The following is a 26,242-nucleotide window of genomic DNA, read 5'->3' as shown; positions in this document are numbered from 1 at the left end:
GCAGTCCGGGCGGATCATGCGTCTTTGCTGCCTGCCTTGAACAAATCGGGGTTCCGATATCGGCTGATCTCGGCCACTTCGCTCTCGGCCTCCAGCATGGGGATCAAAGAATGCAGATGTGCAATGTCTCGCAGCTCTACGTAGATCAGCAACCGGAAAAAGTCAGGCTTGCGGTCCAAAAATTCCAAATCCGCGATATTGGCCGAGGATTGACCGATCAAGGTACAGATCCGACCCAAAACCCCAACGCCATTGCCGATGGTCAGCTCCAGCGTCGCGCCATAGATCGCCGGATGCGGACCATCGTGCCACCGCAAATCCAGCCACCGTTCGGGCTGGTCCTCGTAATGAGACAGGCGTTCACAGTCGATCGTGTGTATTTTCACGCCCTGCCCGCGGAAGGTAATGCCGACAATGCGTTCCCCTGGAAGCGCCTGACAGCACGGGGACCGGTCAAAGGACTGACCCGCTTCCAAGCCTACAACCGCCCGTTTGCGGTCGACATGTTCGCCGGGTTTCGGACGCAGGTTGGGGTAGACGGCTTGCACCACTTCTTGGCCCGACAGCTCCGCCGACCCAAGCTGCGCCAGCAGTTCTTCCTCATTGGACAGCCGCAGGTTGCGCGCGGCGGTGCGCAATACTTTCTCTGTCGCAGATTTATTCATCTGCTCAAAAGCCGAGCGCGCCAATTCGCGCCCCAAACTCACAAAGCGCGCGCGATCCAATTCACGTAGCGAGCGACGAATCGCTGTTTTCGCCTTTCCGGTCGTCGCAATATCCAGCCACGTTGCCTGCGGTGTTTGACCTTGGGCGGTAATAATTTCGATTGACTGACCGTTTTTCACCCGCGTCCACAAAGGAACGCGCATACCGTCGATCTTAGCCCCGACGCAGGCAGCGCCGATTCGCGTGTGAATCGCATAGGCGAAATCGATCGGCGTGGCCCCACGGGGCAGTTTGACCACCTCGCCCTTGGGCGTAAAACAGAACACTTGGTCGGCATACATCTCGAGCTTGACCGCCTCGAGGAAATCTTCGTGATCCTCCTCTGAATCAAGCTGCTCTGTCAGCTGTGCAACCCATTTCACTGGGTCGACTGCGAACGGGTTTCGGGACCGTACACCGTCACGATAGGACCAATGCGCCGCCACACCGGATTCGGCGACATCATGCATCTGCCGCGTTCTGATCTGCACTTCGACCCGTTTACCATCACGACCTGAAACGGTGGTATGGATCGACCGGTAGCCATTGGTTTTAGGCTGGCTAATATAATCCTTGAACCGTCCCGGAACAGCCCGCCACCGTCGGTGGATTGTTCCAAGGGCGCGGTAGCATTCATCCTCCGACGTGGTGATAACGCGGAAACCATAAATATCTGATAAACGGGAAAAGGATTGCTGCTTTTCCTGCATTTTCCGCCAGATAGAATAGGGCTTCTTTGCCCGCCCGAATACCTCAGCCTCGATTCCAGCCTTCTCAAGCTCGTGACGCATGTCGCCGGTAATGCGCTGGATCACATCGCCGGTTTCACGCTGCAGCGTGATGAACCGCCGGATGATGGATTGCCGCCCTTCGGGGTTGAGCACCCGGAACGCTAGATCTTCGAGCTCTTCGCGCATCCATTGCATCCCCATACGCCCTGCAAGAGGCGCATAGATATCCATTGTTTCGCGTGCTTTCTGAATCTGCTTATCAGGGCGCATCGACTTGATCGTGCGCATATTATGCAGCCGGTCCGCCAACTTAACCAAAATAACCCGCAGGTCTTTCGACATTGCCATAAACAGCTTGCGAAAATTTTCGGCCTGCTTGGTCTCGTTAGAATTCAACTGCAAGTTGGTCAGCTTGGTCACGCCATCAACCAGCTCGGCCACGTCACGCCCGAACTTTTCATCGACGCTGCGGTAGGACGCTTTCGTGTCCTCGATCGTGTCGTGCAGCAATGCGGTAATGATAGTCGCGTCATCCAGCTGCTGTTCGGTCAAAATAGCCGCAACAGAGACCGGATGCGTGAAATAGGGCTCGCCTGAATGGCGGAACTGCCCGTCATGCATCTGCTGGCCATATTCATAGGCCAGCCGAATATGATTTTCGTTTGTCTTAGGGTTATAAGCGCGCACAAGCGCGATAAGGTCTTCAGCCGTAATGTCGGCGGTGTTCATGCCTGTCCTGCCTATAAGCCCCGAAGGGCGCGGGCCTTAGCCCTGCCCTTGCGCCGCCATCAACTGCCGCAGCAGCATTTCTTCGGACATGCTGTCCTCTTCGGGCTTATCTTGTTCTGCCCCCATAAGAAGCGCCATCGCGTCCTCTTCGGGTTCATCGACTTCGATTTGGTTCTGATTGCTTTCGATCAGACGTTCGCGCAGATCGTCAGCCGACTGCGTTTCATCTGCAATCTCGCGCAGGGAAACGACAGGGTTCTTGTCGTTATCACGATCAACAGTGACCGGCGAACCAGCCGCAATTTCGCGGGCACGGTGCGCGGCAAGCATGACAAGCTCGAACCGGTTTGGCACTTTATCTACACAATCTTCGACAGTGACGCGGGCCATGGGGATGCTCCAATCATGAATGCTGCAAGAAGCCGACTATTTAGAAGCCATCGGCGGAATTTACAAGGCCCTATTCCATGGGCCATACCCCCTTTTTATCTGCCTCAGGTAGGTCATTCAACATCTCTTGAACTGTTTTGCCAATCAGCGGATGACGCCAGTCCGGCGCGATGTCGGCAAGCGGCACCAGTACGAAGGCGCGATCTTGTAAACGAGGGTGTGGCAGGATCAGTTCATTTGGTGCGCGAACCGACTGTTGGTCGAATGCAAGCTTGCGCCAGAGGGCCTGTGTCTTTGCATCGGGCAGCACCGTATCCCCCATCGCGATCAAATCCAGATCCACCGTACGGGGGCCCCAACGGTTTGTCCTTTCGCGCCCCAACTGCCCCTCTACAGCGTGAAGAATGGCTAAAATCTGATCGGCCTCGCCGTCGAATCTAATCCTTGCGGTTGTATTTACAAAGTTTGGGCCAGACCCTGGCGGATACGCATGGGTTGAGTAGAGCGGACTAACAGCGACGACTTGTACCGCCATATTCTCTAGTATTTTAAGCGACTTCATCACCGTATCAGCGGGCCCTCCCGCAACCGAAGATTGATTCCCCCCCAAGGCGATCAGCGCTTCCCTGCCGATTTGTGCCCCATCGTCACGGGCCTTGCCGAATGTCTTCACTTGCTGCCCCCTCAAAAACTCTTAGGTAGTATGTTATTAAAGTCGGAAACTCATTTTGAAACATTTCGTTTTATAGCAGCGCTACACGACGCAGTTTTCCGAACGACGTGTATTAGGAAGGCATTTCATGTTCTACAAGGACGAACGCTTAGCTTTGTTCATTGACGGCTCTAACCTCTACGCCGCCGCCAAGAACCTGGGCTTTGATATCGACTACAAGCTGTTGCGGCAGGAATTTATGCGGCGCGGGAAGCTATTGCGTGCATTTTATTACACTGCCCTTCTCGAGAATGACGAATATTCGCCGATACGACCATTGGTCGACTGGCTGAACTACAACGGGTTCTCGATGGTGACCAAGCCCGCCAAAGAATACACGGATAGCATGGGTCGCCGCAAGGTTAAGGGAAACATGGATATCGAGCTTGCGGTCGACGCGATGGAGCTCGCGCCACATCTTGACCATATCGTGATCTTTTCCGGTGACGGGGATTTTCGCCCGCTGGTGGAAAGCCTGCAACGGCAGGGTGTCCGCGTGTCTGTTGTCAGCACAATCCGCAGCCAACCGCCTATGATCTCTGACGAATTACGCCGTCAGGTCGACAATTTCATCGAGCTCGAAGACCTGCGCGACGTTATTGGCCGGCCTCCACGTGAAACACCGGACGAATAAGCCGCTACCCCGCGCCTACATCTCCGCAGCTGCCATGCCCCTGCGATAGGTGCGCCTGCACTCGAAGCAGCAGACTGTGCCGCCGCCGGTCTGGACGATGCGCGGCGCAACCCTTACCTATGGCCCCAGCCCGAGGAGAGATTGATGACCAAACCGCCTTTGACCCTATACCTTGCCGCACCGCGCGGGTTCTGTGCGGGCGTGGACCGTGCGATCAAGATCGTCGAAATGGCCATCGAAAAGTGGGGCGCACCAGTCTACGTGCGCCACGAAATCGTGCACAATAAATTTGTCGTTGATGGATTGCGCGAACGCGGCGCAATCTTTGTCGAAGAGCTTTCGGAATGCCCCGATGACCGACCCGTGATCTTCTCAGCTCACGGGGTACCCAAGGCCGTGCCTGCCAAAGCGGAAGCGCGCAATATGGTGTATGTCGACGCCACCTGCCCGCTTGTTTCTAAGGTTCATATCGAAGCACAGCGACATGCCGATGCGGGTTTGCAGATGATCATGATCGGTCACGCGGGACACCCCGAAACCGTCGGGACGATGGGACAACTGCCACCGGGCGAGGTTCTGCTCGTTGAAACCCCGGCCGATGTTGATACCGTCGATGTGCGCGATCCGACAAAACTGGCATATGTCACCCAGACCACGCTGAGCGTTGATGACACCGCGGAAATCGTCGCCGCACTGAACCGCCGTTTCCCCCAAATCATCGGGCCTCACAAAGAAGACATCTGCTATGCCACCACCAACCGCCAAGAAGCGGTCAAGGCAATGGCTCCGAAATGCGATGCGATGCTGGTGGTTGGCGCGCCGAATTCGTCGAATTCCCGCCGTCTTGTCGAGGTTGGATCGCGTGCTGGGTGTGAATATGCGCAGCTGGTACAGCGCGCGACGGATATTGATTGGCGCAGCCTTGAAGGCATCGCAAGTATCGGCATCACGGCGGGTGCTTCCGCCCCCGAGCAACTGATCAATGAAGTAATCGACGCCTTCAAAGACCGCTATGAGGTGACCACCGAATTGGTCGAAACCGCCGTTGAAAACGTCGAGTTCAAGGTCCCCCGCGTTCTGCGCGTGCCCGCATGACCGGCATTCCCCGCGCACCGCTCTGGCTTGGCCTTGCCGGTCTGATCCCGTTCATCTGGGGGGCGCTGACCGGGCTGGTTGACCCCTTGGCCAATTGGGGGGCTACGACCTTAGGCGGGCGCTTTGTCGGGCCTTATATTCAATTATTCTATGGCACCGTTATCCTTTCCTTCATGTCTGGCGTGCTATGGGGGTTCGCAACAAAGACCAGCGGGGCCAAGGCCACTGCTGGGTATATCCTTGCTGTACTCCCGGCGCTGTGGGCATTTTTCATGACCAGCGGCGGTCCTGTCGGGTCTGGGTTGAACCTGATGTTCGGTTTTGCCGGTCTGCTCGTCTTGGATGCAGCGTTCTGGCACTGGCGTCTTGCGCCGCGCTGGTGGTTGAAACTGCGCACGCTGCTGACTGTTGTGGTGCTGGCCTGTCTCGCCGTGGGCGTCTTTCTTTAACGACAAAAGTCGCCTATCCAAGTCAAAATAGACTGGACGCCCCCACGCCAGACTGGATAAGGCAGCCCTATGACAAAGCTAATTGCATATACTGACGGTGCCTGTTCGGGCAATCCCGGTCCTGGCGGCTGGGGAGCCCTAATGCGGGCGATGGAGGGCGACAAGATCGTCAAACAACGCGAGCTCAAAGGCGGCGAACCCGATACGACCAATAACCGTATGGAACTCATGGCCGCCATCAGCGCCCTCGAAGCGCTGGCCCGCCCAACCGAGATTACGATCGTCACAGACAGTAACTATGTCAAAAACGGGATCACCGGCTGGATTTTTGGCTGGAAGAAAAACGGCTGGAAAAATGCCGCGAAAAAGCCTGTAAAAAACGCAGAACTTTGGCAGCGCCTCGACGCCGCGAATGCGCGGCATCAGGTGACATGGGAGTGGGTCAAAGGCCACGCGGGGCATCCGGAAAACGAACGTGCGGATGAACTGGCCCGGACTGGCATGGCCCCGTTCAAGACAAAATGAGCCTGCTCACCCTGCTCGAGTACGCCTCCGTGCTGGTCTTTGCGATCACGGGTGCTCTTGTGGCCAGCCGCGCGCAGCTTGATCTGGTGGGCTTTGCCTTTATCGCCTGTTTGACGGCACTGGGTGGCGGCACTCTGCGGGATCTCCTGCTCGATCGAAACCCGATTTTCTGGATCGCGAACCCCACGCATCTTGCCCTGGGTGTGACCGCCGCGCTGGTGGTCTTTCTATCAGCGCACCTTTTGGAAAGCCGGTATCGCGCCTTGCTTTGGCTTGATTCCATCGCCCTTGCCGTGGCCGTCGCCGCTGGTACGGGCATCGCGATTTCGCTGGATCAATCGGCCGTCGTCGTTGTCTTGATGGGAATGATCACAGGCTGCATGGGTGGCCTGATGCGCGATGTCGTCGTCGGCGAAGTGCCCTTGGTCTTGCGCCAGGGTGAGCTTTACGTGACAGCAGCCTTTGCTGGTGCCGCCACCGCTGTTATCACCCGCAGCATACTAGGGGATGATTCGATTTCATTGTTTGTCGGGGCCTGCGTAACATGGGTTCTACGTGCCGGATCGCTGTATTTCGGGTGGCACTTGCCGGTGTACAAAAGCCGTCCACCGCGGGTGTAACCCTATTTCCGACGCCAATGAAACGGTACGATAATCAGGGCCCCAATAGACGACGCGATGGCGTTCATACCGGCGGAATTAAACCCAAAGCCAAACATCAGGCGGACAAAATAGAATAAGAACGCCCCACCAACGCAAATGATAATCGACGCAAGATATCCGTTGCGGGTAAAGCCGGACTTTTCGGCGAAAAAGCCCACAAGACCCGCAATCACAACCGTGCCGATAAGCGTCGGAAACATGTTTACCCTTTGCTCAGAACTGTGCCCGCCGCGATCTGCGCGCCACGCTGGAATGTCTCGGCATCTTGCGCCGCTTTTCCCGCACGTTGCAAGCAGATCAACCGAACGGCACCTGTCCCGCAGGCGACTGTCAGACTGGCATCCAATACCTCCCCTGCCGAACCGCCCCCCTCCGCAAGCGCAGAAGCCAACACCTTTACCCGCGTATCATTCAGTTCAAACCAAGCCCCCGGAAACGGCGACAAGCCCCGGATCTGACGGTCGACGTCCGCAGCGGGGCGGGACCAATCGATGCGCGCCTCAGCTTTATCAATCTTGCTGGCATAGCTCACGCCCACGTCAGGCTGCTGCTCTGGCGCAAGCTGCGGCAGCTGGCGTAGCGCCTCCACAATCAATTCTGCACCCAGAGTACTTAACCGGTCGTGAAGTTCGATCGTCGTCTCAGTACTGCGGATCGGTGTCGTTGAACGCATCAACACCGGACCTGTATCCAACCCAGCCTCCATTTGCATGATGCAAACGCCGGTTTCTTCATCACCGGCCATGATTGCACGATGGATCGGCGCAGCTCCGCGCCAGCGCGGCAGTAGGCTCGCGTGGATGTTCAGACACCCGGATTTGGGCGCATCCAGAACCGCTTGCGGCAGAATGAGGCCATAGGCAACAACAACCGCGACATCAGCCTCAAGCGCGGCAAACTCGGCCTGCGCCTCGTCCGTTTTCAACGACACAGGGTAACGAACAGGCAGGCCAAGCGCCTCGGCCCGCTGCTGCACCGCGCTCGGACGATCTTTTTTACCACGCCCTGCTGGTCGGGGCGGTTGACAATAGACAGCGGCGATTTCGTGGCCGGCCAGCACCAATGCGTCCAAAACAGGCACCGAAAACTCGGGCGTTCCCATAAAGATCACACGCATCACACACATCCTCTTAAAACCTAAAGGTGACTAAATCTTGAATTTTCGAGCTTTGCGAAGCAGCATATCGCGGCGCGTTTTACTTAGATTGTCGAAAAACATCTTACCGGCGAGGTGATCAATTTGATGCTGCACGCTGGTCGCTTCCAAGCCGACAAAGTCACGGGTCACTGTATCGCCTTGTTCATCCAGATACTGCACCTTAACGCCACGTGGACGGCGAATTTTCGCAGAGATCCCGGGTAGGTTCGGGCTCGCTTCATCGTATTCATTCATGATCGCGGAGGCATCGATCACAACTGGGTTCGCCAATCTGATCCGCTTGTCCCGACCCTTCGAGGCATCTACAACAGCCACCTGTAACGCCACCCCGATCTGAGGCGCGGCCAAGCCGACGCCGGGCATCGCATCCATCGTGGTGATCATATCGTCCCACAACTTTCTTATTTCATCATTAATTTCAGTCACTTGGGCAGCGGGGGACCGCAGGCAGGCATGGGGCCACGGGATGATGCGACGAACGGTCATTGGCTTTTCTCCTGCTCTACCCGATCATAGATGACGACCCCATCAAGATGGTCATATTCATGCTGCACAATCACGGCCTCAGCCCCGGCAAAATCTCGTTCGTGGGTGCCATTCGCATCTGTCCACCGCAAGGTTACCTGTGTCGCACGGGGGATATTCATCGGCACGCCAGGGATGGACAAGCACCCCTCCTCGCCGATAGCGCGGGTGTCAGACAGCCTCAGAATCTGCGGGTTGATACATGCCACGGGCGTAGGCGTGCCCGTTTTCCAGCCCGCATCGAACACGAAAATTCGCTCGGTCCGGCCAACTTGGGGCGCGGCCAAACCGCGACCGGGGGCGGCATACATCGTCTCGAGCATATCGGCGATCAACCGATCTATTTCAGGCGAACGCGTTTCAACTGGATCGCAAACCGTTGTCAGACGTACATCGGGCCATGTGACGATTTCCAGCACGCTCATTCGCGCGCCAACTCTCGTTTCAACTTGGTCATTTTGCGGGTAATCATCTGACGTCGCATCGGCTTGAGGTAATCGATAAAAAGCTTGCCGTCCAAATGATCGATTTCGTGCTGCACGCAGGTCGCCCAAAGCTTGGTGAAGGTCTCTGTTCGCTCATTCCCGTCGGCATCGACCCACCGCACATCTACATCAGCCGGGCGCGTCACATCAGCAAAGTGCTCAGGTATCGACAAACACCCTTCTTCGTAGGTGTTAAGCTCGTCCGATGAGGCAACGATTTCAGGGTTGAACATTACCAACGGACGCGGCGTTTCACCCTCTTCCTTGACACAATCCATGACGATCAGACGGTTCATCACCCCGATTTGGGGTGCCGCAAGACCAATCCCTGGCGCATCATACATCGTTGCAAGCATATCATCGGCCAAGCTGCGCAGATCCTCCGTCATATTGGTCACGGGGGCGCATGGCTTTTTAAGCCGAGGATCAGGGTGTAATAAAATATTGCGTATCATTTAGATGATTTAGGCCAACACATACGCCGCTGCAACCTCGGGCCTTGCGGTCCGGTCGATTAGGTTTAGCGTGACGGCCAAATCTGACAGGAGAACCCCATGAGCTTTGACGAAATCATCGACCGGCGTGGCACCCATTGCGCGAAATGGGACAAGATGGAGCAGATCTATGGCGTCCCCGCAGATACCGGAATCGCGATGTGGGTTGCCGATATGGATTTTCGTCCGCCGCAGGTGGTTCAAACCGCGCTGCAAGACATGTTGGATCATGGCGTCTATGGCTACTTCGGCGACGATAGCAAATATCTGGGCGCCATCCAGTGGTGGATGGAGAACCGCCATGGCTGGAAAATCGCAACAGAGTGGATTTTCACCACCCACGGATTGGTAAACGGGACGGCAATGTGCGTTGATGCCTTCACCAAACCAGGGGACGGCGTGGTTCTTTTCACGCCCATCTACCATGCATTTGCGCGGGTGATCTCGGCCGCGGGTCGGCAGGTTGTAGAATGCGAAATGGCGTTGGAAGGCGGCCAATACACATTGGATTTCGATGCCTATGACGCCCAAATGACCGGCAATGAAACGATGCTGATTTTCTGTTCGCCACATAACCCGGGGGGCCGTGTATGGTCCAAATCCGAGCTAGAGGACGTCGCTGCATTTGCCAAGCGCCATGACCTCATCCTCGTGTCAGATGAAATCCACCATGATCTTGTGATGCCCGGCCATAAGCATACAGCAATGGCGCTCATCGAGGGGATCAACGATCGGCTGGTCATGATGACCGCGACGACGAAAACCTTCAATATTGCTGGCTGCCATTCTGGCAATGTCATTATTCCAGACCCCAAGTTACGTGCGATCTTTGCCCAACGTGTCGCGGCGATGGGGCTGTCGCCGAATTCATTTGGCCTTTTTATGGCCACCGCAGCCTATTCGCCGGAAGGCGCGGCGTGGGTCGATGATCTGGTGAGTTATCTTGACGGCAACCGGCAGATTTTTGACGCCGCCATCCAGAGCATACCAGGGCTGCAATCCATGTCGCTACAATCAACTTACCTTGCCTGGGTCGATTTCAGCGGGACCGGTATGGATAGGTCTGAATTCACTCAGCGGGTCGAAAAGTCCGCAGAGATCGCGGCGAACCATGGGCCCACTTTCGGCAAGGGCGGTGAGAACTTCCTTCGGTTCAACATCGCCACACCGCGCGCCCGCGTAGAGGAAGCCTGCGACCGTTTACGCGACGCGTTCAAAGACCTGCAGTAGACTCAATGAGGTGCGTCGGTGCCAATCAACCCTGCCGGCGCATCCCTCGCCCGTTCGAAATCCAGCGCAGCTGTTTTTGCAACGCGCGTTGCTCGCTTGAAATCAAAGAGCATCTCGTCGCCCTCTTGCGCGACAGCAACGATGAGGCACTGACACAGATGTGCAGCCCCATCATACAGGTCCACGCGCCCACGTAGCTGCGGTGCGGTTGCTGACTCCAGCGAGAACCCTGTGTCCCAAAACCGCAAAACCTTGTGCTGCGCCCCATCAGCCTCAACATGCAAATGAGATGACTTTCGCATACTATCTAATCGTGCGGCGTCCAGCCCTGCCTGGATATTTTTTGGCAACATCGCTTCCACAGCATATTCCCCTCTGTGCTGACTAATACCGAGCGTGACGTATAGCGATTTAAAATCAAGAGATTCCTTCAATGTATTCTAAGTGCACGACTGCAGCCCCCCCTGTGCACCAACCGCTATAGCCATTCGCTGGCTTAGCCTTACCTTGACCATAAGTATGTAAAGGAATTGTGTATGGGACAGTTGATTGACGGAGAGTGGCACGACAAATGGTATGATACCGACGCCACAGGCGGGAAATTCGAGCGTTCGGCCTCCAAATTTCGGAACTGGATAACGGCCGATGGCAGCGCTGGCCCATCTGGAAAATCAGGCTTTGCCGCCCAGTCCGGCCGCTACCACCTGTATGTTAGCTATGCCTGCCCGTGGGCACATCGCGCATTAATTTTCCGCGCGCTCAAAGGGCTTACCCCTCACATAGACGTTTCGGTCGTCCATCCAGATATGCTGCAAGACGGTTGGACTTTTGCGACAGACTTCGAGGGTGCTACCGGCGACGCCCTCTCGGGTGAAAGTTACTTGCGTGACATTTATGTCAAAGCCGATCCACTTTTCTCAGGTCGAGTGACGGTACCTGTGCTTTGGGACAAGGAGCGAGAAACGATCGTTTCGAACGAATCGGCTGAAATCATCCGTATGCTTAACAGCGCCTTTGACCATATATCCGGCAATACGGAAGATTATTCGCCGGCATATCTGCAAACGCGGATCGACCAAGTGAATCAACGCGTCTACGACACTGTGAATAACGGTGTCTACAAGGCGGGATTTGCGACGACACAAGAGGCCTACGATGATGCAGTTCACCGATTATTTGATAGCCTAGAGTGGCTAGAGGAAATTCTCAGTCATAATCGCTTCCTGATCGGCGTTACCCCGACCGAGGCAGACTGGCGTCTATTTACAACGCTTGTACGTTTTGACCTCGTCTACCACACGCATTTTAAGTGCAATCACAAGCGCTTGACTGACTACCCGAACCTTTGGGCCTATACCCGTCAGCTGTATCAACACACTGGTGTAGCAGAAACCGTTCACTTTGATCACATCGTCCGGCACTACTACTACAGCCAGAAAACGGTGAACCCCCATCAGATCATACCAATTAACCCGACAGTCGATTTTAATATGCCTCACGGGCGTGATTGAACAACGGCTCCGTCCGGCGCTAGGCGACCAGGGTCTCTGCTTTCTTCAGATCAACAGAGACCAGTTGGCTGACACCCTGTTCCGCCATCGTAACGCCAAATAAGCGATCCATCCGCGCCATCGTCACGGCATGATGCGTGATGATTAGGAACCGGGTGTCAGTCTGTCTGCACATTTCATCCAAGAGGTCGCAAAACCGCGAAACATTCGCATCATCCAAGGGCGCATCGACTTCATCCAAAACGCAGATTGGGGCGGGATTCGCGAGAAAGACCGCAAATATCAGCGCCAATGCGGTTAGGGTTTGCTCCCCTCCCGACAATAGGCTGAGCGTACTCAGCTTTTTTCCCGGAGGCTGGCACATGATCTCTAGCCCGGCATCTAAGGGGTCGTCAGATTCGACCATCACCAGATTGGCTTCTCCACCGTTAAAGAGGTGTTTAAAGAGCATAGAAAAGTTGCTGCTCACCTGTTCAAAAGCGGTGAGCAATCTTTCTCTCCCCTCCTTGTTCAAGCTCGCTATGCCGCTACGCAGCGTCCGGATCGCCTCCATAAGATCGGCCTTTTCGTCGATCAAGGTATCGTGCTCAGCCTTCACATTCTTAACGTCTTCTTCAGCACGCAGGTTCACGGCACCCAATGCCTCACGCTGGCCCTTCAAAAGGCTCAACTGATTTTCGAGCACCCCGATCTCGGCTGCATCATCCGCGCCCAAATCAAGCGATGCCAAAAGCTGATCTGGCGTCATATCGCGCTCATCATCGATGCGCTCAGCTGCAAGTGCTGCAGTCTCCTTCGCTGCATCTGCCCGCGCTTCAGATTTCGCTCTGGCTTCTCGCGCCTCCGACGCCTGCCGTTCGGCGTCGCGTTCCGCCCTGGTTGCGTCGCGCAAAGCCGCGTCACCGTTCGAAAGCTGCCGCGCTGCGGAAAGCTTGCGCGTTTCGGCAGCAGCAATATCGAGCGTTAGCTTTTCGCTTTCCGCTGCGATCCTCCCAGGTGCAAAACTGGCTTCATCAAGCTCCTGTTCAGACGACGCTTTTCGCTCAGCAAGCTCGGCCCCGCGTTTTCCCGCAGTGCCCAAGCGATTCCGCCACCCGCCCAACTCGGTTTTGACGTCTTGAATGCGCTTCAGCCGCGCGGTGCCCTCGCGACGTAATTCGTCCAATGCAGAGCGATGCGAGATCATGGCAATACGTGCGCCTTCAACGGTCTCGCGCAGCGTTTCCACGCCCGCGCGCGCGGATGCAACGTCTTCAAGCCTTGCAAGCGCGATTTCCGCCTCAGTCACCAACCGACGTCCCTCGGTGGCTTCCGCTTCGTGTCGCGCCACGGCCAAGCCCAAACTTTCTAGCCGGCTTTGAGCCAAATTACGGTCAGCCTCGACCCGACTTAACGCACGGCCGGCATCTGCAACTGCCTTATCTGCATCGCGGCGCAGGGTCCGGGCGTCCCTATCAGCCTCAGCCTGAGTAAGAAGAAGCTTCTGCAATGTTTCATGTGCATCGCGTGCTCCCTCTGCGCGCTGAGTCGCCTGCTCCAAGCCCTGCTTTAATACCTCCAACCTGTTAATTTGTTGTAACCGTAGGGCCGAGGCAGAAGGCGCATCTTCTGCCCACGCCCGGAAGCCATCCCATCGCCATAGATCCCCCTCAAGAGAGACAAGCCGCTGGCCCGGCTGGAGAAGCTGTTGCAGTCGCGAACCATCATCGGCATCGACCAATCCGATTTGGCTCATTCGGCGGTCTAACACGTCGGGCACAGAAACATGCGCCGTCAACGGCGTGATCCCCTCGGGTAGAGGCTGGATATTGGAATAGGGCGGCAGGAACGCCCATCCTGATGGTCCGTCCGGCTCGACATCGGGGGCGCGCAAATCGTCGGCCAACGCAGCACCGAGTGCTTTTTCAAAGCCGTGCTCAACTTGCAAGCGATCTAAGATCTGCCCGCCCTCGGCCGTGTCCCGTTCCACCAATCTCGCAAGCGCGCCGGCCTCCGCACTGATCGCATTCAGCTCACCTTCCGCTTGCGACCGTTCGGCCCGCGCGTCTGCCTCGCGGTTCTGCGTAGCCGCGCTTGCTTCTTCTGCTTTTAGCAAGGCCTCCTCTGCGGCCGCGGATGCGCCATGGGCCTGAGCTTCCGCAGCTTTGGCCGTGACGAAATCTGCGGAAGCTTTCTCGACTGCAGCGCCGCTTTGCTGCACTGCGTTACGCGCTTTGGCTGCTTCTGCCTCGGCTTTGATCAGGGTTCCCCGATAGTCACTGAGAAGCCGTTCTGCAGAACTGTGGCGCGCCACCAAGCGGGCGACATCTTCGGTCAACTCAGACAATTCGGTTTCCCGCGCCTCTAGGACACTTGCCGCCTCCTGCGCCGCATCTTCTGCATTCGCGACGGCGGCTTCATGCCCTTTACCAGATTTGTCCAGTTCACACCCTTCCCGCTCCAATCGAGAAATCGTCTCTTCGGCGTCGCGGTTCAGCTCGTTTTCTCGGTCGAGATCGCGGGACAACTGGGCAATGCGCTTCTTAAGTGTATCGATAGCGGCATGGGCGCGGTTTTCTTGATCGCTCAACGCATCTCGCTGCGCTTTCAACCGCTGGAGGATAGCAGTTGCGATCGCCTCTTCTTCCCGCAAGGGCGGGAGAGCTTCTTCGAGCTGCTGGCGCGTAGCAGAAGCCTGCCGCACCGCCCCTTCGGCCTCAAGCGCGACGGCCACCTGTGCCCTCAGGCCTTCTGTCGCGACGAGCCTTGCGTCCTCTGCAGCACGCCAGCGGCGGTACAGCAGGACCCCCTCGGTGCGGCGGAGCGTTTGGCCGATATCCCGGTACCGCGCCGCTTGGCGTGCTTGGCGCGTCAATTGGGCAAGCTGGTTGGCCAGTTGGTCAACGACATCATCGACCCGTGCAAGGTTCGTTTCCGTGCCATTCAATTTAAGCTCGGCCTCGTGCCGGCGGGCATAAAGCCCCGAGATTCCGGCGGCTTCTTCCAGAATGCGACGCCGACTTTTGGGTTTAGCATTGATAAGCTCGGAAATCTGGCCCTGTCGGACCAACGCGGGAGAGTGCGCTCCAGTCGAAGCATCAGCGAAAAGCATTTGAACATCGCGTGCGCGCACGTCCTTGCCTGCCGCCTTATACGCGCTTCCGACATCACGGGTGATCCGTCGGACAATTTCGATACTGTCGCCGTCGTTGAAACCAGCGGGTGCCAAACGTTCGGAGTTATCGATGTGCAACGCGACTTCGGCAAAGTTTTTGGCAGGACGCGAAGATGCACCGGCAAAAATCACGTCCTCCATCCCGCCGCCCCGCATCGCAGTCGGGCGATTTTCCCCCATTACCCAACGCAGCGCCTCGAGAAGGTTGGATTTGCCACAACCATTGGGGCCGACCACGCCGGTCAGACCATCCGTAATGATCAAATCTGTAGGGTCTACAAAGCTTTTAAAGCCCGTCAGCCTGAGTTTAGAAAACCGCAATGTTCGTACCCGCCTGATTCTTTTGGACAGTTAGGATTGCGGGTCATTGCCTTTACTGTCAACGTAACGCCGCTAGGTAGAGCGGGAAGCAGCCGCTTTATCCACAAGATATTGTAGTTTGAGGTACCTCCTCGCTTCCTCCCGCTTCCTAATCAATGATTTGGCCACTCCCATTAGCCACAATCCAGTTTTCCTATCGCAACCGCCTGGTCCCCCACCACATGTGTAACCTTGCAGCCGCTCGCCTGCACCATGGCCCGCGCGGCACGGTCGCGGATCGGGCCAAACCTGGGGGCGTATTCCATATTGATGCGTATGGCCTCTGCTTGAGCCCCGTTTACGCGAACATCAAATACCGATCCATCCACGATGATCTGTTGGACCGGCAGGCCGCTAAAGCCGGCGCTTGGCATGTTGCAACCAGCAGCCATGAGCATCACCAAGGTGCAAATTAGGACGGGCAGCAAACGTATATCTGTCAACATAGCAACACCCTGCGCGACAAATGCTAATCGACCGTTAAAGCGCCCCTTGGTCTTCGAAAATAATTGCATTGCTCCCCCATGCCGCTGGTCATATAATTTGACCAATCCAAGGAACCACCAATGCCCTTTCACCCTGTCGCCTCTGAAAAACTATTCGCCGCCGTCGTCCGGCAGGTTGAACAGTTGATCCTCCGGGGCATTCTTCGCCCGGGCGAAAGGTTGCCCGCGGAACGTGAGCTGGCCGAAAGGCTTGCCGTGTCACGCCCTTCCCTGCGAGATGCCATCGCGCAGCTTCAGGCCAGCGGATTGTTGACTGCAAAGCCCGGCGCAGGCGTCTATGTCGCCGATGTCCTAGGCAGCGCTTTTTCACCCGCGCTGACAGAGCTTTTCGCACGTCACGACGAGGCGGTTTTCGACTATCTATCGTTCCGCCGTGATATGGAGGGACTGGCTGCCGAACGGGCAGCGCGGCTGGCCTCTGACACAGATCTGGGCGTGATTCAGGCAGTTTTTGACAAGATGGAGGCCGCACACCACAAGCGCAACGCCGACGACGAGGCCCAGCTAGATGCGCAGTTTCACATGGCAATTATCGAGGCGAGCCATAACGTCATTATGCTGCATATGATGCGGTCGATGTACGATCTGCTACGCGGTGGCGTGTTCTATAACCGCGAAGTTATGTTCAAACAACGTACCACCCGCACCGCCCTGCTGAACCAACACCGCGCCATCAACAATGCACTACAGGCGCGCGATCCGGCTGCGGCGCAGGCCGCGGTAAAGACGCATCTGACCTTTGTCGAAAACGCGTTGAGGGAACATCAAAAGGCGGAACGGAACGAAGACGTCGCCCGCCAGCGGTTGCAACACGAGACGATGACAAAACCTTGAAACGCAAAAAAGGCCCCGGATGATACCGAGGCCTTTTAGAGTAAGTCCGTTAAAACTTAGTGAAGCTTTGCGTCGACTTCGGCTATTGCACTGTCAATCAACGCGTTGCCTTCGGCGGCGGTCATCTTCTTGGCGATAACATCCTTGGCAGCGGCGATGGCCACAACAATCGCTTGATCGCGCACTTCCTTAACGGCAGCGGCCTGAGCGGAGTCGATTTGCTCTTCGGCTGCGGTCAAACGGCGCGCGATGGATTTCTCCAGATCGGCACGGGCCTGATCCGCAGCTTCGGTTGCTTCGGCCTTGGCCGACGTGACAATACGGTCCGCTTGTTCTTTCACTTCTTGCTGTTTGCGCTCGTAGCTGGCGAGAAGCGTTTGGGCCTCTTCACGCAGCGCACGGGCTTCATCCAGCTCAGACTTGATGCCAACGGCACGATTGTCCAGCATGCTGCCGATCATCTTGGGCACTTTGAAATACATCAAAACGCCAACGAAAAGAATGAAGGCAAGCAGAACGATAAAGTCGGTGTTGCTTAGCGAAAAGAACACGTCACCAGCTGCAAATGCAGGGGAAGCGACCAGACCGGCGATGAGGGCTGAGAAGGTCAAACGCATGGCTTATCCTTTCATCCGGGCATCGACAGCCGCGGAAATAGTTGTCGCGTCAGCGCTGCCACCGACGGCGGCGATGATGGCCTCGGCGGTGTCTTTGGCAACGGCTTCAACGTTCTCCATCGCGGAGGCGCGGATTTCGCTGATGGCTTTTTCAGACTCGGCGGACTTTGCTGCGATCTCGGCGTCGGCCTTGGCAATCGCTTTGTCCAGATCAGCCTGAATGTCAGCTTTCGCGGCGGCGATGATCTGCTGCGCTTCTGCACGGGCATCGATCAAGGCTTTGTCGTAAGCGGCCTCTGCCTCCGTCGCCTTGACCTTCAGGTCTTCGGCGGCGGCGATATCATTTGTAATGGTGCCCTGGCGTTCCGCCAGAACAGCGCCGATGCGTGGCAGGGCAACGCGCGACAGAATAAAGTAGATTGCGACCAGGGCGACGATAAGCCAGAAAATCTGGTTGCCGAACCAATCAATGCAAAGCTGTGGCATACCAATGGCGCTGCCAAATTCGTTGACGCATGCGCCAGCGATTTCCGTAGTAATCGGTTCCGTCGCCATAGCGGGCTCCTGTCAATGCGTGGAAATCTTTCGGGCAGCGCGCATCTGCGCACTGCCCGAAGCGTAAGGACTTAGGTGTCTTAAGCTTAGACAGCGAACATCAGCAGCAGAGCGACGAGGAACGAGAAGATCCCCAGAGCTTCTGCAAAGGCGATGCCGATGAACAGAGTTGCTGTTTGACCAGCAGCAGCAGATGGGTTGCGCAGTGCGCCAGCCAAGTAGTTGCCTGCAACGTTGCCCACACCGATGGCTGCGCCACCCATGCCGAATGCTGTCAGACCTGCGCCAATGAATTGGCCCATTTGTGCGAGTTCGCCTTCCATGTCATTTCTCCTTACAATGGAATTGAGGTGATTGGTCAGGCAGGGATACCCTGCCCTGGTGTTAGTGGTGCGGGTGCAATGCGTCTTTCAGATAAACGCATGTGAGGATCGCGAAAACATAGGCCTGGATGAAGGAAACCAACACCTCAAGGCCATACATCGCCGTGATCGCAAGAACCGAGAAAGGGGCGATTGCAGCAAGTGCAGCGAAGCCCGCGAAAACTTTGATCACGGCGTGACCCGCCATCATGTTACCCGCAAGACGGATAGAGTGGCTGACCGGACGTACAAAGTACGAGATCAGCTCGATCACGGCCAGAACCGGACGCAGTGCCAGTGGCGCGCTGCTGACCCAGAACAGGCTCAGGAAAGACGCGCCGTTCTTGACGAAACCCAGAATGGTCACACCAAAGAATACGGCAAACGCCATCACAGCGGTGACAGAGATATGCGACGTAGGCGTAAACGCCATCGGCAGCAGACCAAGGAAGTTCGAGAATACGATAAACATGAACAGTGTCATGATGTAGGGGAAGTATTTCACCCCTTCTTTACCGCAGATGTCTTCAACCATCTTGTAGATGAAGCCATACGCAAGCTCGGCCACAGACTGCATGCGCGACGGGATCACCGACCGCTTGGACGTGCCCAAAACCAGCAGCGCAAAGATCGCCAGAACAGCAATTGCCATCCAGACCGTTGCGTTGGTGATCGTGTACCAGGATACAGCGCCTTCGCCAAAGAATGGCTTAACGATGAACTGATCCATCGGGTGAAAAGCCAAACCGCCTGTTTCTTCGCCGTGTGCTTCTGCCGCCATGTCAGGGCCCTTTTTCTTCATCGGCCACATCGGCCATCTTCTTTTCCTGGATTTCCTGCGCAGAGCGGAGCATCGTCTTTACCCCAGCCGCAAGGCCCAGCATTACAAACAGCACCATGAAAATCGGGAGCGTTCCTAAGAACCAGTCCAACGAATATCCGATGCCAAAACCGATCCCAAGACCGGCGCAAAGTTCGATCACCATCCGCCAGGCCAGCGATGCCTGAGAATAATGTTCATCCGCCCGGGGTTTCGGTGCTTGCGCCCGCTTGGCTGCCTCGATCTTTGCCTCAAGCTGCTTTAGCCGCTGCTGTTGGTCTGGATCGGTCACGCCAAAATCCCTGTTGAATGTGTTGCGCAGTAGCTACTTTCACACCGCCACAGAGTCAACTCCGAACGCGAGACTGTTATCTATCTGAAAACGCTAGGAAATGTGCAGGGCGGATCACCTAAATCACTGTCAAAGCGGGGCCAGCCCTTGCAAACTCAGCCTGCAATCATATTCAACCTTTTGGTTAAGCGTGGTTTCCGCTACCTCTAGGAAGTCACCCTTACGTGCCCTGCAAGGACATCCATAAACGCCGTGCCCCGACCACCCACCGCCCAGCTTGATGCGATCTTTGCCGCGCTCGCCGATCCGACACGGCGCGCGATTTTGTCGATGCTGCTAGAGGATGATATGGCGGTGACAGACGTGGCTGAACCATTCGACGTGTCGCTTGCCGCGATCTCAAAGCACCTGTCGGTGCTCGAACGGGCGGGACTGATCGTGCAGGAGAAACGCGGCCGGCTCAAATGGTGCAAGCTCGAACCTGCAGCGTTGAAAACCCCATCCGTCTGGATGCAGGGCTTTGGCCAGTACGAGCCTATCAATCTTGATGATTTTGAAAGATTTCTGGCCGCAGAAATTAAAGGGATGTCAACAGATGCGGCACAGGATGATCTGGGGACATAGGCAGAGCAGTGTATTGTTGGCCCTCCTGCGACGAGGTTTTACACAGAAGGGCCAAACTTGATGTTGTTAGATGACGCCGAACGCAAAGCGCAAGATCGCCAAAACAACAACAATCAAACCAATCAGATAAAGAATGCTACGCATTAGAATAGTCCCTTCATAAACTTTATGTGATGCTAACGCAGGATAGATCAGATCGGTTCCCGCTATTGTGATCAAATCTGTTTTGTGTCGTCCCGTAGCAGCAGATACAGGGCGATGATCGTCAGCCCCACGCCCCCCAAAATAAGCGGTCGCGGTGCGCCATTGCCTAATGCGATCTCCCATAGGATCACCCAACTGGGCGTTAGATAGGTATAGGCCATGACCTTGGCCGACGGCAGCCGCAGAGACGCAAATTGCAGCAAGACAAAGGTAGCAGACGAGGCCGCGACAGCGACATATATGATCGTGATCCACACGATGGCGGGCAGCGCAATCCAGTCGGCCCCCAGCACATCGCGCCATCCGTAGACAAACAACAACCCGCCCCCGGCAATCAGCGTGCCCAGGGTGAACACAACCGCCGGTTCGCCGCGATTCAGCTTGCGAACCATCGGCGTATAAAGCGCGTGACAGATAACGCCGACGAAATAGACGGCCTCGCCATAGCCGATCTCGAACCGGCGCAGGGCCGCTAAATCTGCGCGGAAGATCACCCAAAGCGCCCCAACCGCTCCGATCGTCAGGGCCAACGCCATACGTGCCGTCGTGACCTGCCGCAGCAGCAGCCAGCCAAACCCCGCAGCGATCACCGGCGTCAACGTAAACACAGCTGCCGCACTGACCGGGCGCGCCGTCTTCAGCCCCTCGAACATCAGCACAAAATAGACAGCGAACAGGCCGCCAAGCACCAGATAGCGCCAAGGGGACTGCGTTGCCCCTTTGGGCACACCGGTCGTCGCGGCCACAGCCACCGCAATCACCATACCCGCGATCACGAACCGTGCCGCATTCAACGCCGTGGGCGAGATCAGATTGGCCGACAGCGCCCCCAGTGAAAATGACCCCGCCACCAAGGCCGAAAATACCAGCATCGCCAGATGCCCCTGCATATCAGGCCGCATCACATTTCTTTCTTTACTGCTTTTTTCAGAAAAGACAGCAACGCCTGTACCTTCGGCGTACGGTGCAGATCAACATGGGTCACCAGCCACAACGTCGAATCCCACTCGGGCAGATGCGGGTGCACTTCGACCAGGTCAGGGTCGGCGCGACCTTCCGTCAGCTCGATGAACCCGATCCCCGCGCCCTCAAGCACCGCGACCCGCAGCCCGCCCGCATCAAGCCCGCGAAACGAGATCGCTTGTGCCGGCACGATATCGCGCATCCACTTAAAGAACGGTGCACGCATCTGCGCGTCGTCATGCCCGACAAAACGGTGGTTCCCATAGTCGTCAGGGCCCGAAGGCATCCCATGTGCCGCAATATAGCTTTTATGTGCGAACAGCCCCATCTGCAGCATATGAAACGGCTGCACCACATTATCTGGCTGTTCTGGCACCTGTCCGGCGCGGATCGCGATATGGGCTTCACCATATTCCAGCCGGAACAGGCGCTCTCCGGTCAGAAAACGCACGGTCACATCCGGGTTTTTCTTCTGGAACGCGACCAACAGCGGCGTCATCCAGCTCGACAGTTCCATCAGGGACGTGACGACCAGCTCGCCCGACACTGCCTCCCCGCGCCCCTTGATCCTGCTCGCCAACTGGCTGAACTGATCGTCGGTGGCAGCGGCCACACGCAGCAAGTCTTCGCCCGCCTCGGTTGTCTTGTACCCGCGCGCATGACGCTGAAACAATTTGACGGCAAGCCGGCTTTCTAGCGCATCGACGTGGCGGATTACGGTGGCATGGTGCACGCCCAACACCTCCGCCGCGCCGCTGACGGTCCCCATACGCGCCACCTGATAGGCCGTTTTGATTTCGTCCCAGTTATCCATCCACAGCCCCTTATGCCCACGCCTGTGCATTATTGAACACATCACCTGCATTTTCACCAGTTGCGTTCGCACAAACAAGGGTCATGTTGAGGCCACAAAGCAAACCCGAAAGGATATCCTCCCATGTCTATCTTGCGCATCGACTCCTCCGCCAACACCACCAGCTCTGTGACCCGTGGCCTAACCGACCGGATCATCGCGCAACTGGGCGACACTGATGTCACCGTGCGCGATCTCGCCCGTGAACCCCTGCCCCAGATTACGGAAACATGGGCCATCGCCCGCGCCACACCCGAGACCGACCGCTCCCCCGAGCAAAGCGAAGCGCTGGTTGAATCCGACAAGCTCGTCGCTGAACTGCTAGCCGCCGACACCATCGTCATCGGGGCCCCCATCTATAATTTCAGCGTGCCCGCGTCGCTTAAGGCTTGGATCGATCTCGTCGCCCGCGTCGGCGTCACCTTCCGATACACCGAAGCCGGCCCCGAAGGCCTGGTCAAAGGCAAGCGCGTCATCGTCGCGATGGCCTCCGGTGGCGTCCCTGCTGGCTCCGAAGCCGACTTTAACACTGGCTACCTCAAGGCGGTACTGGGCTTTATGGGCATGACCGATGTCACCATCGTCGCCGCCGACGCGCTGGCCACCGATGCCGAAGCCACCATCGCCCGCGCCAATGAAGCGGTCGACGCGCTCAAGGCAGCCTGACCCTAGGGGCGCGCGGCGGGTTGACTCAGCCCCGCCGCTCGCCTAAACGGTCCGCAATCTCCGGAAGCATCATGTCTTCCGGTCTCTGGCGCGGCCAGAGATCGCCCCCCACCAGCGTGTTACGCCCGTGGGGGCATTTGCGTATTTAACGCGGGCATCCTATTTCAAGGGAACCGCAACCGATCGAAGGGGGCCATGGCCCATGTTTGAGAATCTTTCCGAACGTCTCTCTGGCGTCTTTGACCGTCTGACCAAACAGGGTGCCCTCTCCGAAGAGGATGTGAAAACCGCCCTACGCGAAGTCCGCGTCGCCCTGCTTGAAGCCGACGTATCCCTGACTGTCGCCCGCGATTTCGTCAAAGCCGTGCAAGACAAGGCCACAGGTCAGGCGGTCACCAAATCGATCACCCCCGGCCAGCAGGTCGTCAAGATCGTCCACGACGCGCTGATCGACACACTGAAGGGCGAAGGCGAACCGGGCGCGCTGAAGATCGACAACGCGCCTGCGCCGATCCTGATGGTCGGCCTGCAAGGCTCCGGTAAAACCACCACCACGGCCAAGCTTGCCAAACGCCTGAAAGACCGCGACGGCAAGCGTGTGCTGATGGCCTCGCTTGACGTCAACCGTCCCGCCGCGATGGAACAACTGGCGATCCTCGGCGTGCAGATCGGCGTCGATACCCTGCCGATCGTCAAAGGCGAAAACCCCGTCCAGATCGCGAAACGCGCGAAAACGCAGGCATCCATGGGCGGCTATGACGTCTATATGCTTGATACCGCGGGCCGCTTGTCGATCGACGAAGAGCTCATGCAACAGGTCGAAGCGGTACGCGATGTCGCCAACCCGCGTGAAACCCTGTTGGTTGTCGATGGCCTGACCGGGCAAGACGCCGTACAGACTGCTGAGAACTTCAACGACCGCATTGGCATTTCCGGCGTCGTGCTGACCCGCATGGACGGCGACGGCCGCGGCGGTGCAGCGCTGTCGATGCGCGCCGTCACCGGCAAACCCATCAAGTTCGTCGGCTTGGGCGAAAAGATGGACGCGCTTGAAACGTTTGAGCCAGAACGCATCGCGGGCCGTATCCTAGGCATGGGTGACATCGTCGCCTTGGTTGAGAAAGCGCAAGAAACCATCGAGGCCGAACAAGCCGAAAAGATGATGAAGCGCATGGCCAAGGGTCAGTTCAATATGAACGACCTGAAAATGCAGCTTGAACAGATGCTCAAAATGGGCGGGATGCAGGGCATGATGGGCATGATGCCCGGCATGGGGAAAATGGCGAAGCAGGTCGAAGACGCGGGCTTTGACGACAAGATCCTCAAACGCCAGATCGCCCTGATCCAGTCGATGACCAAGAAAGAGCGCGCTAACCCGGCTCTCCTTCAAGCCAGCCGCAAAAAGCGCATTGCCAAAGGCGCGGGCATGGAAGTGTCCGAATTGAACAAGCTCATGAAGATGCACCGCCAGATGGGCGACATGATGAAAAAGATGGGCAAAATGGGCAAAGGCGGCATGCTCAAACAAGCGATGAAGGGCATGATGGGCAAAGGCGGCATGCCCGGTGGCATGGACCCGTCCCAGATGGACCCCAAGGCGCTGGAAGCAGCGGCCAAACAGATGGGCGGCAAACTGCCTGGCGGCATGGGCGGCGGCGGTTTGCCTGCCAGCCTCTCTGGCTTCGGGAAAAAGAAATGATCCGCACTTCATTTTGCCAGATAAACTCCCGCCGGAGGCACTTGAACGTGCAACGCGTCCTGCCCTTTGCCGTGAAAGGAGCCGCCGCATGACCGACCCCGTCACCCGCGCTGCCGAGGTTCTGAAAGAACACCGCGCGTCCATCGACCGTCTGGATGCGATCCTGGTGTACACTTTGGGCGAGCGGTTCAAACACACTCAGGCTGTGGGGAAACTCAAAGCCGAACACGACCTTCCCCCCTCTGATCCGGACCGCGAAGCGAACCAGATCAAGCGGCTCGAAGATTTGGCGAAAGAGGCTGACCTCGATCCCGAATTCGCCAAGAAGTTTCTGAACTTCATCATCGCTGAAGTCATTCAGCACCACAAACAACAGCAATCATAGGTCCGGGTGCGTCCCTGACCTCAGTACCAACCTAAAGGAAACTACTCATGTCCATGAAAATTCGTCTCGCCCGTGGCGGTTCCAAAAAGCGCCCCTTCTACCGCATCGTTGCCGCTGACAGCCGCATGCCACGCGATGGCCGCTTCATCGAAAAGCTGGGCACATACAACCCGCTGCTGGCGAAAGACAGCGAAGAGCGCGTAAAAATGGACGTCGAGCGCGTTCAATACTGGATCGGCCAAGGCGCACAGCCAACGGACCGCGTTGCACGTATGCTGGAAGCTGCTGGCGTGAAAGACAAGACCGAGCGGAACAACCCCAAGAAGGGTACCCCCGGTAAGAAAGCGCAAGAGCGCGTAGAAGAAAAAGCAGCCAAGGCCGCCGCCGCTGCCGAAGCCGCCGCTGCTCCTGCAGAAGATGCCGCCGAAGAATAATCGGCCCTCTCTCGGCGCGGCTTTGTTCGCGCCGAGAGATTCAGGTACATGCGACAGCCCGCATCTTTGCGCGTGCAGCCTGTCCGATGTACGTGCTACATAAATGAGACGTCCCGCCGGAACGGCCTGCGACCCTTTGGCCTTCGCGGCCTACCTTTGGACCAGAATGAAAGCTGACAATGTTTCGTCTTCTTCGCCTTCTTCTTATCCTCGGGATCGGCGCTGCCATTGGCATCTGGTTTGAACGCAACCAGATGAAGTCGGAATGCCGCGCGGGCGAAGGTCAGTGGACCGGTACAATTTGCTTAAACTCGGAGCTTTTGCAGTGAGCGATAAAATTTCAGTGGGCGTGATCTCTGGCTCCTATGGCGTCCGCGGAGAGTTGCGGATTAAAAGCTACTGCGCTGTCCCAGAAGATATCGAAAGCTACAGCCCGCTCTCCAGCGAAGACGGCACCCGCAGCTACAATCTCGCGCTGGTCCGCCCTGTCAAAAACGGATTTGTCGCCCGCATCACTGATGCCACCTCCAAAGAAGAGGCTGACGCCCTGCGCGGCACCGTTCTTTTTGCGCAGCGCGATCAACTGCCTTCGCTGCCCGACGATGAATTCTATCACACCGACCTCATCGGGCTAGAGGTCTATGACACTGGCGGTGCGCTGATCGGCAAGGTCAAGACGGTCCAGAACCACGGCGCTGACGATTTGCTTGAAACGCAACTCGCGGGCAGTTCGCAAACGGTTTTCCTCCCCTTCACCAAGGCTGCGGTCCCCACTGTCGATTTAGCGTCGGGCCGCATCATCGCGGACCCGCCCGAGGGCATCCTGCCCGATGAAAAAGACGCTTAGGTCAGAACCGAAGGCCACCATGCCAAAGGCC

The 26,242-nt window shown here is 57.1% G+C and carries 33 protein-coding genes; 15 read left to right on the top strand and 18 right to left on the bottom strand.

Annotation, left to right across the window (positions count from 1 at the left end; translation table 11 throughout):
• Positions 1–14: 14 nt before the first annotated feature.
• The 3 genes from BLQ98_RS02280 to folK all read right to left on the bottom strand — a co-directional run bounded on the left by BLQ98_RS02280 (position 15) and on the right by folK (position 3,228).
• Positions 15–2,165, bottom strand: coding sequence for a RelA/SpoT family protein (locus BLQ98_RS02280; protein WP_093731734.1), 2,151 nt, complete (start codon positions 2,163–2,165; stop codon positions 15–17).
• 36 nt (positions 2,166–2,201) lie between these two features.
• Positions 2,202–2,555, bottom strand: a complete 354-nt coding sequence (gene rpoZ / locus BLQ98_RS02275) for a DNA-directed RNA polymerase subunit omega (RefSeq protein WP_093731733.1) — start codon at positions 2,553–2,555, stop codon at positions 2,202–2,204.
• Positions 2,556–2,625: 70 nt separating this feature from the next.
• The gene (folK, locus tag BLQ98_RS02270) at positions 2,626–3,228 is read right to left on the bottom strand and encodes a 2-amino-4-hydroxy-6-hydroxymethyldihydropteridine diphosphokinase (RefSeq protein WP_093731732.1); all 603 of its coding nucleotides are present in this window, start codon (positions 3,226–3,228) and stop codon (positions 2,626–2,628) included.
• 127 nt (positions 3,229–3,355) lie between these two features.
• Between folK and BLQ98_RS02265 the strand changes: the two genes are divergently transcribed.
• The 5 genes from BLQ98_RS02265 (at position 3,356) to BLQ98_RS02245 (ending at position 6,590) form a co-directional block, all read left to right on the top strand.
• Positions 3,356–3,901, top strand: coding sequence for a LabA-like NYN domain-containing protein (locus BLQ98_RS02265; RefSeq protein ID WP_093731731.1), 546 nt, complete (start codon positions 3,356–3,358; stop codon positions 3,899–3,901).
• A gap of 144 nt (positions 3,902–4,045) precedes the next feature.
• The gene (gene ispH, locus BLQ98_RS02260) at positions 4,046–4,996 is read left to right on the top strand and encodes a 4-hydroxy-3-methylbut-2-enyl diphosphate reductase (RefSeq protein WP_093731730.1); all 951 of its coding nucleotides are present in this window, start codon (positions 4,046–4,048) and stop codon (positions 4,994–4,996) included.
• Positions 4,993–5,445, top strand: coding sequence for a DUF3429 domain-containing protein (locus BLQ98_RS02255; protein ID WP_093731729.1), 453 nt, complete (start codon positions 4,993–4,995; stop codon positions 5,443–5,445). The genes ispH and BLQ98_RS02255 overlap by 4 nt, the downstream gene beginning before the upstream one ends.
• A gap of 69 nt (positions 5,446–5,514) precedes the next feature.
• Complete coding sequence (gene rnhA, locus BLQ98_RS02250; RefSeq protein ID WP_093731728.1) at positions 5,515–5,970, top strand: ribonuclease HI; 456 nt, start codon at positions 5,515–5,517, stop codon at positions 5,968–5,970.
• Positions 5,967–6,590, top strand: a complete 624-nt coding sequence (locus BLQ98_RS02245; RefSeq protein ID WP_093731727.1) for a trimeric intracellular cation channel family protein — start codon at positions 5,967–5,969, stop codon at positions 6,588–6,590. Before rnhA ends, BLQ98_RS02245 begins: the two co-directional genes overlap by 4 nt.
• Before the next feature lie 2 nt (positions 6,591–6,592).
• Here the strand turns inward: BLQ98_RS02245 and BLQ98_RS02240 are convergent, their stop codons facing one another.
• From BLQ98_RS02240 to def (BLQ98_RS02220), 5 genes are read right to left on the bottom strand one after another with little or no spacing between them, the layout of a single operon-like run.
• The gene (locus tag BLQ98_RS02240) at positions 6,593–6,832 is read right to left on the bottom strand and encodes a hypothetical protein (RefSeq protein WP_093731726.1); all 240 of its coding nucleotides are present in this window, start codon (positions 6,830–6,832) and stop codon (positions 6,593–6,595) included.
• 2 nt (positions 6,833–6,834) lie between these two features.
• A complete protein-coding gene (fmt, locus tag BLQ98_RS02235; protein WP_093731725.1) occupies positions 6,835–7,749 on the bottom strand; it encodes a methionyl-tRNA formyltransferase in 915 nt (304 codons plus the stop codon).
• A 30-nt stretch (positions 7,750–7,779) separates the two neighbouring features.
• Positions 7,780–8,277 carry a peptide deformylase gene (def, locus tag BLQ98_RS02230; RefSeq protein ID WP_093731724.1) on the bottom strand — a complete coding sequence of 166 codons (498 nt, stop codon included), beginning with the start codon at positions 8,275–8,277 and terminating at the stop codon, positions 7,780–7,782.
• Complete coding sequence (gene def, locus BLQ98_RS02225; RefSeq protein WP_093731723.1) at positions 8,274–8,741, bottom strand: peptide deformylase; 468 nt, start codon at positions 8,739–8,741, stop codon at positions 8,274–8,276. The genes def (BLQ98_RS02230) and def (BLQ98_RS02225) overlap by 4 nt, the downstream gene beginning before the upstream one ends.
• The gene (gene def / locus BLQ98_RS02220; protein ID WP_093731722.1) at positions 8,738–9,256 is read right to left on the bottom strand and encodes a peptide deformylase; all 519 of its coding nucleotides are present in this window, start codon (positions 9,254–9,256) and stop codon (positions 8,738–8,740) included. The genes def (BLQ98_RS02225) and def (BLQ98_RS02220) overlap by 4 nt, the downstream gene beginning before the upstream one ends.
• Before the next feature lie 99 nt (positions 9,257–9,355).
• Between def (BLQ98_RS02220) and BLQ98_RS02215 the strand changes: the two genes are divergently transcribed.
• Positions 9,356–10,525 carry a MalY/PatB family protein gene (locus tag BLQ98_RS02215; RefSeq protein ID WP_093731721.1) on the top strand — a complete coding sequence of 390 codons (1,170 nt, stop codon included), beginning with the start codon at positions 9,356–9,358 and terminating at the stop codon, positions 10,523–10,525.
• Between the two features lie 2 nt (positions 10,526–10,527).
• On the opposite strand, the gene BLQ98_RS02210 is transcribed toward BLQ98_RS02215, so the two are convergent.
• Positions 10,528–10,887, bottom strand: coding sequence for a hypothetical protein (locus tag BLQ98_RS02210; protein ID WP_093731720.1), 360 nt, complete (start codon positions 10,885–10,887; stop codon positions 10,528–10,530).
• A gap of 174 nt (positions 10,888–11,061) precedes the next feature.
• On the opposite strand from BLQ98_RS02210, the gene BLQ98_RS02205 reads away from it, so the two are divergent.
• On the top strand, positions 11,062–12,036 hold the full coding sequence (locus tag BLQ98_RS02205; RefSeq protein WP_093731719.1) for a glutathione S-transferase family protein: 975 nt from the start codon (positions 11,062–11,064) through the stop codon (positions 12,034–12,036).
• Between the two features lie 19 nt (positions 12,037–12,055).
• Here BLQ98_RS02205 and smc read toward each other — a convergent pair whose 3' ends face one another.
• On the bottom strand, positions 12,056–15,511 hold the full coding sequence (gene smc / locus BLQ98_RS02200; RefSeq protein WP_093731718.1) for a chromosome segregation protein SMC: 3,456 nt from the start codon (positions 15,509–15,511) through the stop codon (positions 12,056–12,058).
• Positions 15,512–15,684: 173 nt separating this feature from the next.
• Positions 15,685–16,065 carry a hypothetical protein gene (locus BLQ98_RS02195; RefSeq protein ID WP_237271202.1) on the bottom strand — a complete coding sequence of 127 codons (381 nt, stop codon included), beginning with the start codon at positions 16,063–16,065 and terminating at the stop codon, positions 15,685–15,687.
• A 51-nt stretch (positions 16,066–16,116) separates the two neighbouring features.
• Here BLQ98_RS02195 and BLQ98_RS02190 point away from each other — a divergent pair, with 51 nt between their 5' ends.
• Positions 16,117–16,890: an FCD domain-containing protein gene (locus BLQ98_RS02190; protein ID WP_093731717.1), complete on the top strand. Its 774-nt coding sequence runs from the start codon at positions 16,117–16,119 to the stop codon at positions 16,888–16,890.
• Positions 16,891–16,946: 56 nt separating this feature from the next.
• On the opposite strand, the gene BLQ98_RS02185 is transcribed toward BLQ98_RS02190, so the two are convergent.
• From BLQ98_RS02185 to BLQ98_RS02165, 5 genes are all read right to left on the bottom strand, one after another.
• On the bottom strand, positions 16,947–17,507 hold the full coding sequence (locus BLQ98_RS02185) for a F0F1 ATP synthase subunit B (protein ID WP_093731716.1): 561 nt from the start codon (positions 17,505–17,507) through the stop codon (positions 16,947–16,949).
• A 3-nt stretch (positions 17,508–17,510) separates the two neighbouring features.
• Positions 17,511–18,062 carry a F0F1 ATP synthase subunit B' gene (locus BLQ98_RS02180; protein ID WP_093731715.1) on the bottom strand — a complete coding sequence of 184 codons (552 nt, stop codon included), beginning with the start codon at positions 18,060–18,062 and terminating at the stop codon, positions 17,511–17,513.
• Positions 18,063–18,148: 86 nt separating this feature from the next.
• Complete coding sequence (locus tag BLQ98_RS02175) at positions 18,149–18,385, bottom strand: F0F1 ATP synthase subunit C (RefSeq protein ID WP_005849971.1); 237 nt, start codon at positions 18,383–18,385, stop codon at positions 18,149–18,151.
• Positions 18,386–18,446: 61 nt separating this feature from the next.
• Complete coding sequence (locus BLQ98_RS02170) at positions 18,447–19,205, bottom strand: F0F1 ATP synthase subunit A (protein WP_093731714.1); 759 nt, start codon at positions 19,203–19,205, stop codon at positions 18,447–18,449.
• Position 19,206: 1 nt separating this feature from the next.
• Positions 19,207–19,536, bottom strand: a complete 330-nt coding sequence (locus tag BLQ98_RS02165; RefSeq protein ID WP_005849975.1) for an AtpZ/AtpI family protein — start codon at positions 19,534–19,536, stop codon at positions 19,207–19,209.
• A 252-nt stretch (positions 19,537–19,788) separates the two neighbouring features.
• On the opposite strand from BLQ98_RS02165, the gene BLQ98_RS02160 reads away from it, so the two are divergent.
• Positions 19,789–20,160, top strand: coding sequence for an ArsR/SmtB family transcription factor (locus BLQ98_RS02160; protein ID WP_093731713.1), 372 nt, complete (start codon positions 19,789–19,791; stop codon positions 20,158–20,160).
• Between the two features lie 215 nt (positions 20,161–20,375).
• Here the strand turns inward: BLQ98_RS02160 and BLQ98_RS02155 are convergent, their stop codons facing one another.
• Positions 20,376–21,266, bottom strand: a complete 891-nt coding sequence (locus BLQ98_RS02155; protein ID WP_093731712.1) for a DMT family transporter — start codon at positions 21,264–21,266, stop codon at positions 20,376–20,378.
• Positions 21,266–22,141: a LysR family transcriptional regulator gene (locus BLQ98_RS02150; protein ID WP_093731711.1), complete on the bottom strand. Its 876-nt coding sequence runs from the start codon at positions 22,139–22,141 to the stop codon at positions 21,266–21,268. Before BLQ98_RS02150 ends, BLQ98_RS02155 begins: the two co-directional genes overlap by 1 nt.
• Before the next feature lie 123 nt (positions 22,142–22,264).
• Here BLQ98_RS02150 and BLQ98_RS02145 point away from each other — a divergent pair, with 123 nt between their 5' ends.
• The 6 genes from BLQ98_RS02145 (at position 22,265) to rimM (ending at position 26,211) form a co-directional block, all read left to right on the top strand.
• Positions 22,265–22,846: an FMN-dependent NADH-azoreductase gene (locus BLQ98_RS02145; protein ID WP_093731710.1), complete on the top strand. Its 582-nt coding sequence runs from the start codon at positions 22,265–22,267 to the stop codon at positions 22,844–22,846.
• A 202-nt stretch (positions 22,847–23,048) separates the two neighbouring features.
• Entirely contained in the window at positions 23,049–24,545 is a 1,497-nt protein-coding gene (gene ffh / locus BLQ98_RS02140) for a signal recognition particle protein (protein ID WP_093731709.1), read from the top strand.
• An 88-nt stretch (positions 24,546–24,633) separates the two neighbouring features.
• Positions 24,634–24,930 (top strand): chorismate mutase, encoded by a 297-nt coding sequence (locus BLQ98_RS02135; RefSeq protein ID WP_093731708.1) that lies wholly within the window; start codon positions 24,634–24,636, stop codon positions 24,928–24,930.
• 47 nt (positions 24,931–24,977) lie between these two features.
• The gene (rpsP, locus tag BLQ98_RS02130; protein ID WP_093731707.1) at positions 24,978–25,364 is read left to right on the top strand and encodes a 30S ribosomal protein S16; all 387 of its coding nucleotides are present in this window, start codon (positions 24,978–24,980) and stop codon (positions 25,362–25,364) included.
• 179 nt (positions 25,365–25,543) lie between these two features.
• Positions 25,544–25,693, top strand: a complete 150-nt coding sequence (locus BLQ98_RS18200) for a hypothetical protein (RefSeq protein ID WP_167354498.1) — start codon at positions 25,544–25,546, stop codon at positions 25,691–25,693.
• The gene (gene rimM / locus BLQ98_RS02125; protein ID WP_093731706.1) at positions 25,690–26,211 is read left to right on the top strand and encodes a ribosome maturation factor RimM; all 522 of its coding nucleotides are present in this window, start codon (positions 25,690–25,692) and stop codon (positions 26,209–26,211) included. Before BLQ98_RS18200 ends, rimM begins: the two co-directional genes overlap by 4 nt.
• Positions 26,212–26,242: the final 31 nt, after the last annotated feature.

This window comes from Sulfitobacter litoralis (assembly GCF_900103185.1).
Classification (GTDB): Bacteria; Pseudomonadota; Alphaproteobacteria; order Rhodobacterales; family Rhodobacteraceae; genus Sulfitobacter; species Sulfitobacter litoralis.
Note: the sequence above shows the minus strand (reverse complement) of the source record. Positions and strands in the feature narration are given on the sequence as shown.

Bases quoted from the DNA above. Each gene is read 5' to 3' on its own strand.
- BLQ98_RS02135 (WP_093731708.1), top strand. From the start codon at position 24,634: ATGACCGACCCCGTCACCCGCGCTGCCGAGGTTCTGAAAGAACACCGC.
- BLQ98_RS02280 (WP_093731734.1), bottom strand. From the start codon at position 2,165: ATGAACACCGCCGACATTACGGCTGAAGACCTTATCGCGCTTGTGCGC.
- ffh (WP_093731709.1), top strand. From the start codon at position 23,049: ATGTTTGAGAATCTTTCCGAACGTCTCTCTGGCGTCTTTGACCGTCTG.
- ispH (WP_093731730.1), top strand. From the start codon at position 4,046: ATGACCAAACCGCCTTTGACCCTATACCTTGCCGCACCGCGCGGGTTC.
- BLQ98_RS02190 (WP_093731717.1), top strand. From the start codon at position 16,117: ATGCCCTTTCACCCTGTCGCCTCTGAAAAACTATTCGCCGCCGTCGTC.
- BLQ98_RS02155 (WP_093731712.1), bottom strand. From the start codon at position 21,266: ATGCGGCCTGATATGCAGGGGCATCTGGCGATGCTGGTATTTTCGGCC.
- BLQ98_RS02175 (WP_005849971.1), bottom strand. From the start codon at position 18,385: ATGGAAGGCGAACTCGCACAAATGGGCCAATTCATTGGCGCAGGTCTG.
- BLQ98_RS02240 (WP_093731726.1), bottom strand. From the start codon at position 6,832: ATGTTTCCGACGCTTATCGGCACGGTTGTGATTGCGGGTCTTGTGGGC.
- rpsP (WP_093731707.1), top strand. From the start codon at position 24,978: ATGTCCATGAAAATTCGTCTCGCCCGTGGCGGTTCCAAAAAGCGCCCC.
- BLQ98_RS02195 (WP_237271202.1), bottom strand. From the start codon at position 16,065: ATGCAATTATTTTCGAAGACCAAGGGGCGCTTTAACGGTCGATTAGCA.
- BLQ98_RS02265 (WP_093731731.1), top strand. From the start codon at position 3,356: ATGTTCTACAAGGACGAACGCTTAGCTTTGTTCATTGACGGCTCTAAC.
- BLQ98_RS02255 (WP_093731729.1), top strand. From the start codon at position 4,993: ATGACCGGCATTCCCCGCGCACCGCTCTGGCTTGGCCTTGCCGGTCTG.
- BLQ98_RS02245 (WP_093731727.1), top strand. From the start codon at position 5,967: ATGAGCCTGCTCACCCTGCTCGAGTACGCCTCCGTGCTGGTCTTTGCG.
- def (WP_093731723.1), bottom strand. From the start codon at position 8,741: ATGAGCGTGCTGGAAATCGTCACATGGCCCGATGTACGTCTGACAACG.
- BLQ98_RS02205 (WP_093731719.1), top strand. From the start codon at position 11,062: ATGGGACAGTTGATTGACGGAGAGTGGCACGACAAATGGTATGATACC.
- BLQ98_RS02150 (WP_093731711.1), bottom strand. From the start codon at position 22,141: ATGGATAACTGGGACGAAATCAAAACGGCCTATCAGGTGGCGCGTATG.
- BLQ98_RS02145 (WP_093731710.1), top strand. From the start codon at position 22,265: ATGTCTATCTTGCGCATCGACTCCTCCGCCAACACCACCAGCTCTGTG.
- BLQ98_RS02180 (WP_093731715.1), bottom strand. From the start codon at position 18,062: ATGGCGACGGAACCGATTACTACGGAAATCGCTGGCGCATGCGTCAAC.
- BLQ98_RS18200 (WP_167354498.1), top strand. From the start codon at position 25,544: ATGTTTCGTCTTCTTCGCCTTCTTCTTATCCTCGGGATCGGCGCTGCC.
- BLQ98_RS02185 (WP_093731716.1), bottom strand. From the start codon at position 17,507: ATGCGTTTGACCTTCTCAGCCCTCATCGCCGGTCTGGTCGCTTCCCCT.
- BLQ98_RS02170 (WP_093731714.1), bottom strand. From the start codon at position 19,205: ATGGCGGCAGAAGCACACGGCGAAGAAACAGGCGGTTTGGCTTTTCAC.
- rpoZ (WP_093731733.1), bottom strand. From the start codon at position 2,555: ATGGCCCGCGTCACTGTCGAAGATTGTGTAGATAAAGTGCCAAACCGG.
- fmt (WP_093731725.1), bottom strand. From the start codon at position 7,749: ATGCGTGTGATCTTTATGGGAACGCCCGAGTTTTCGGTGCCTGTTTTG.
- BLQ98_RS02215 (WP_093731721.1), top strand. From the start codon at position 9,356: ATGAGCTTTGACGAAATCATCGACCGGCGTGGCACCCATTGCGCGAAA.
- rnhA (WP_093731728.1), top strand. From the start codon at position 5,515: ATGACAAAGCTAATTGCATATACTGACGGTGCCTGTTCGGGCAATCCC.
- def (WP_093731724.1), bottom strand. From the start codon at position 8,277: ATGACCGTTCGTCGCATCATCCCGTGGCCCCATGCCTGCCTGCGGTCC.
- def (WP_093731722.1), bottom strand. From the start codon at position 9,256: ATGATACGCAATATTTTATTACACCCTGATCCTCGGCTTAAAAAGCCA.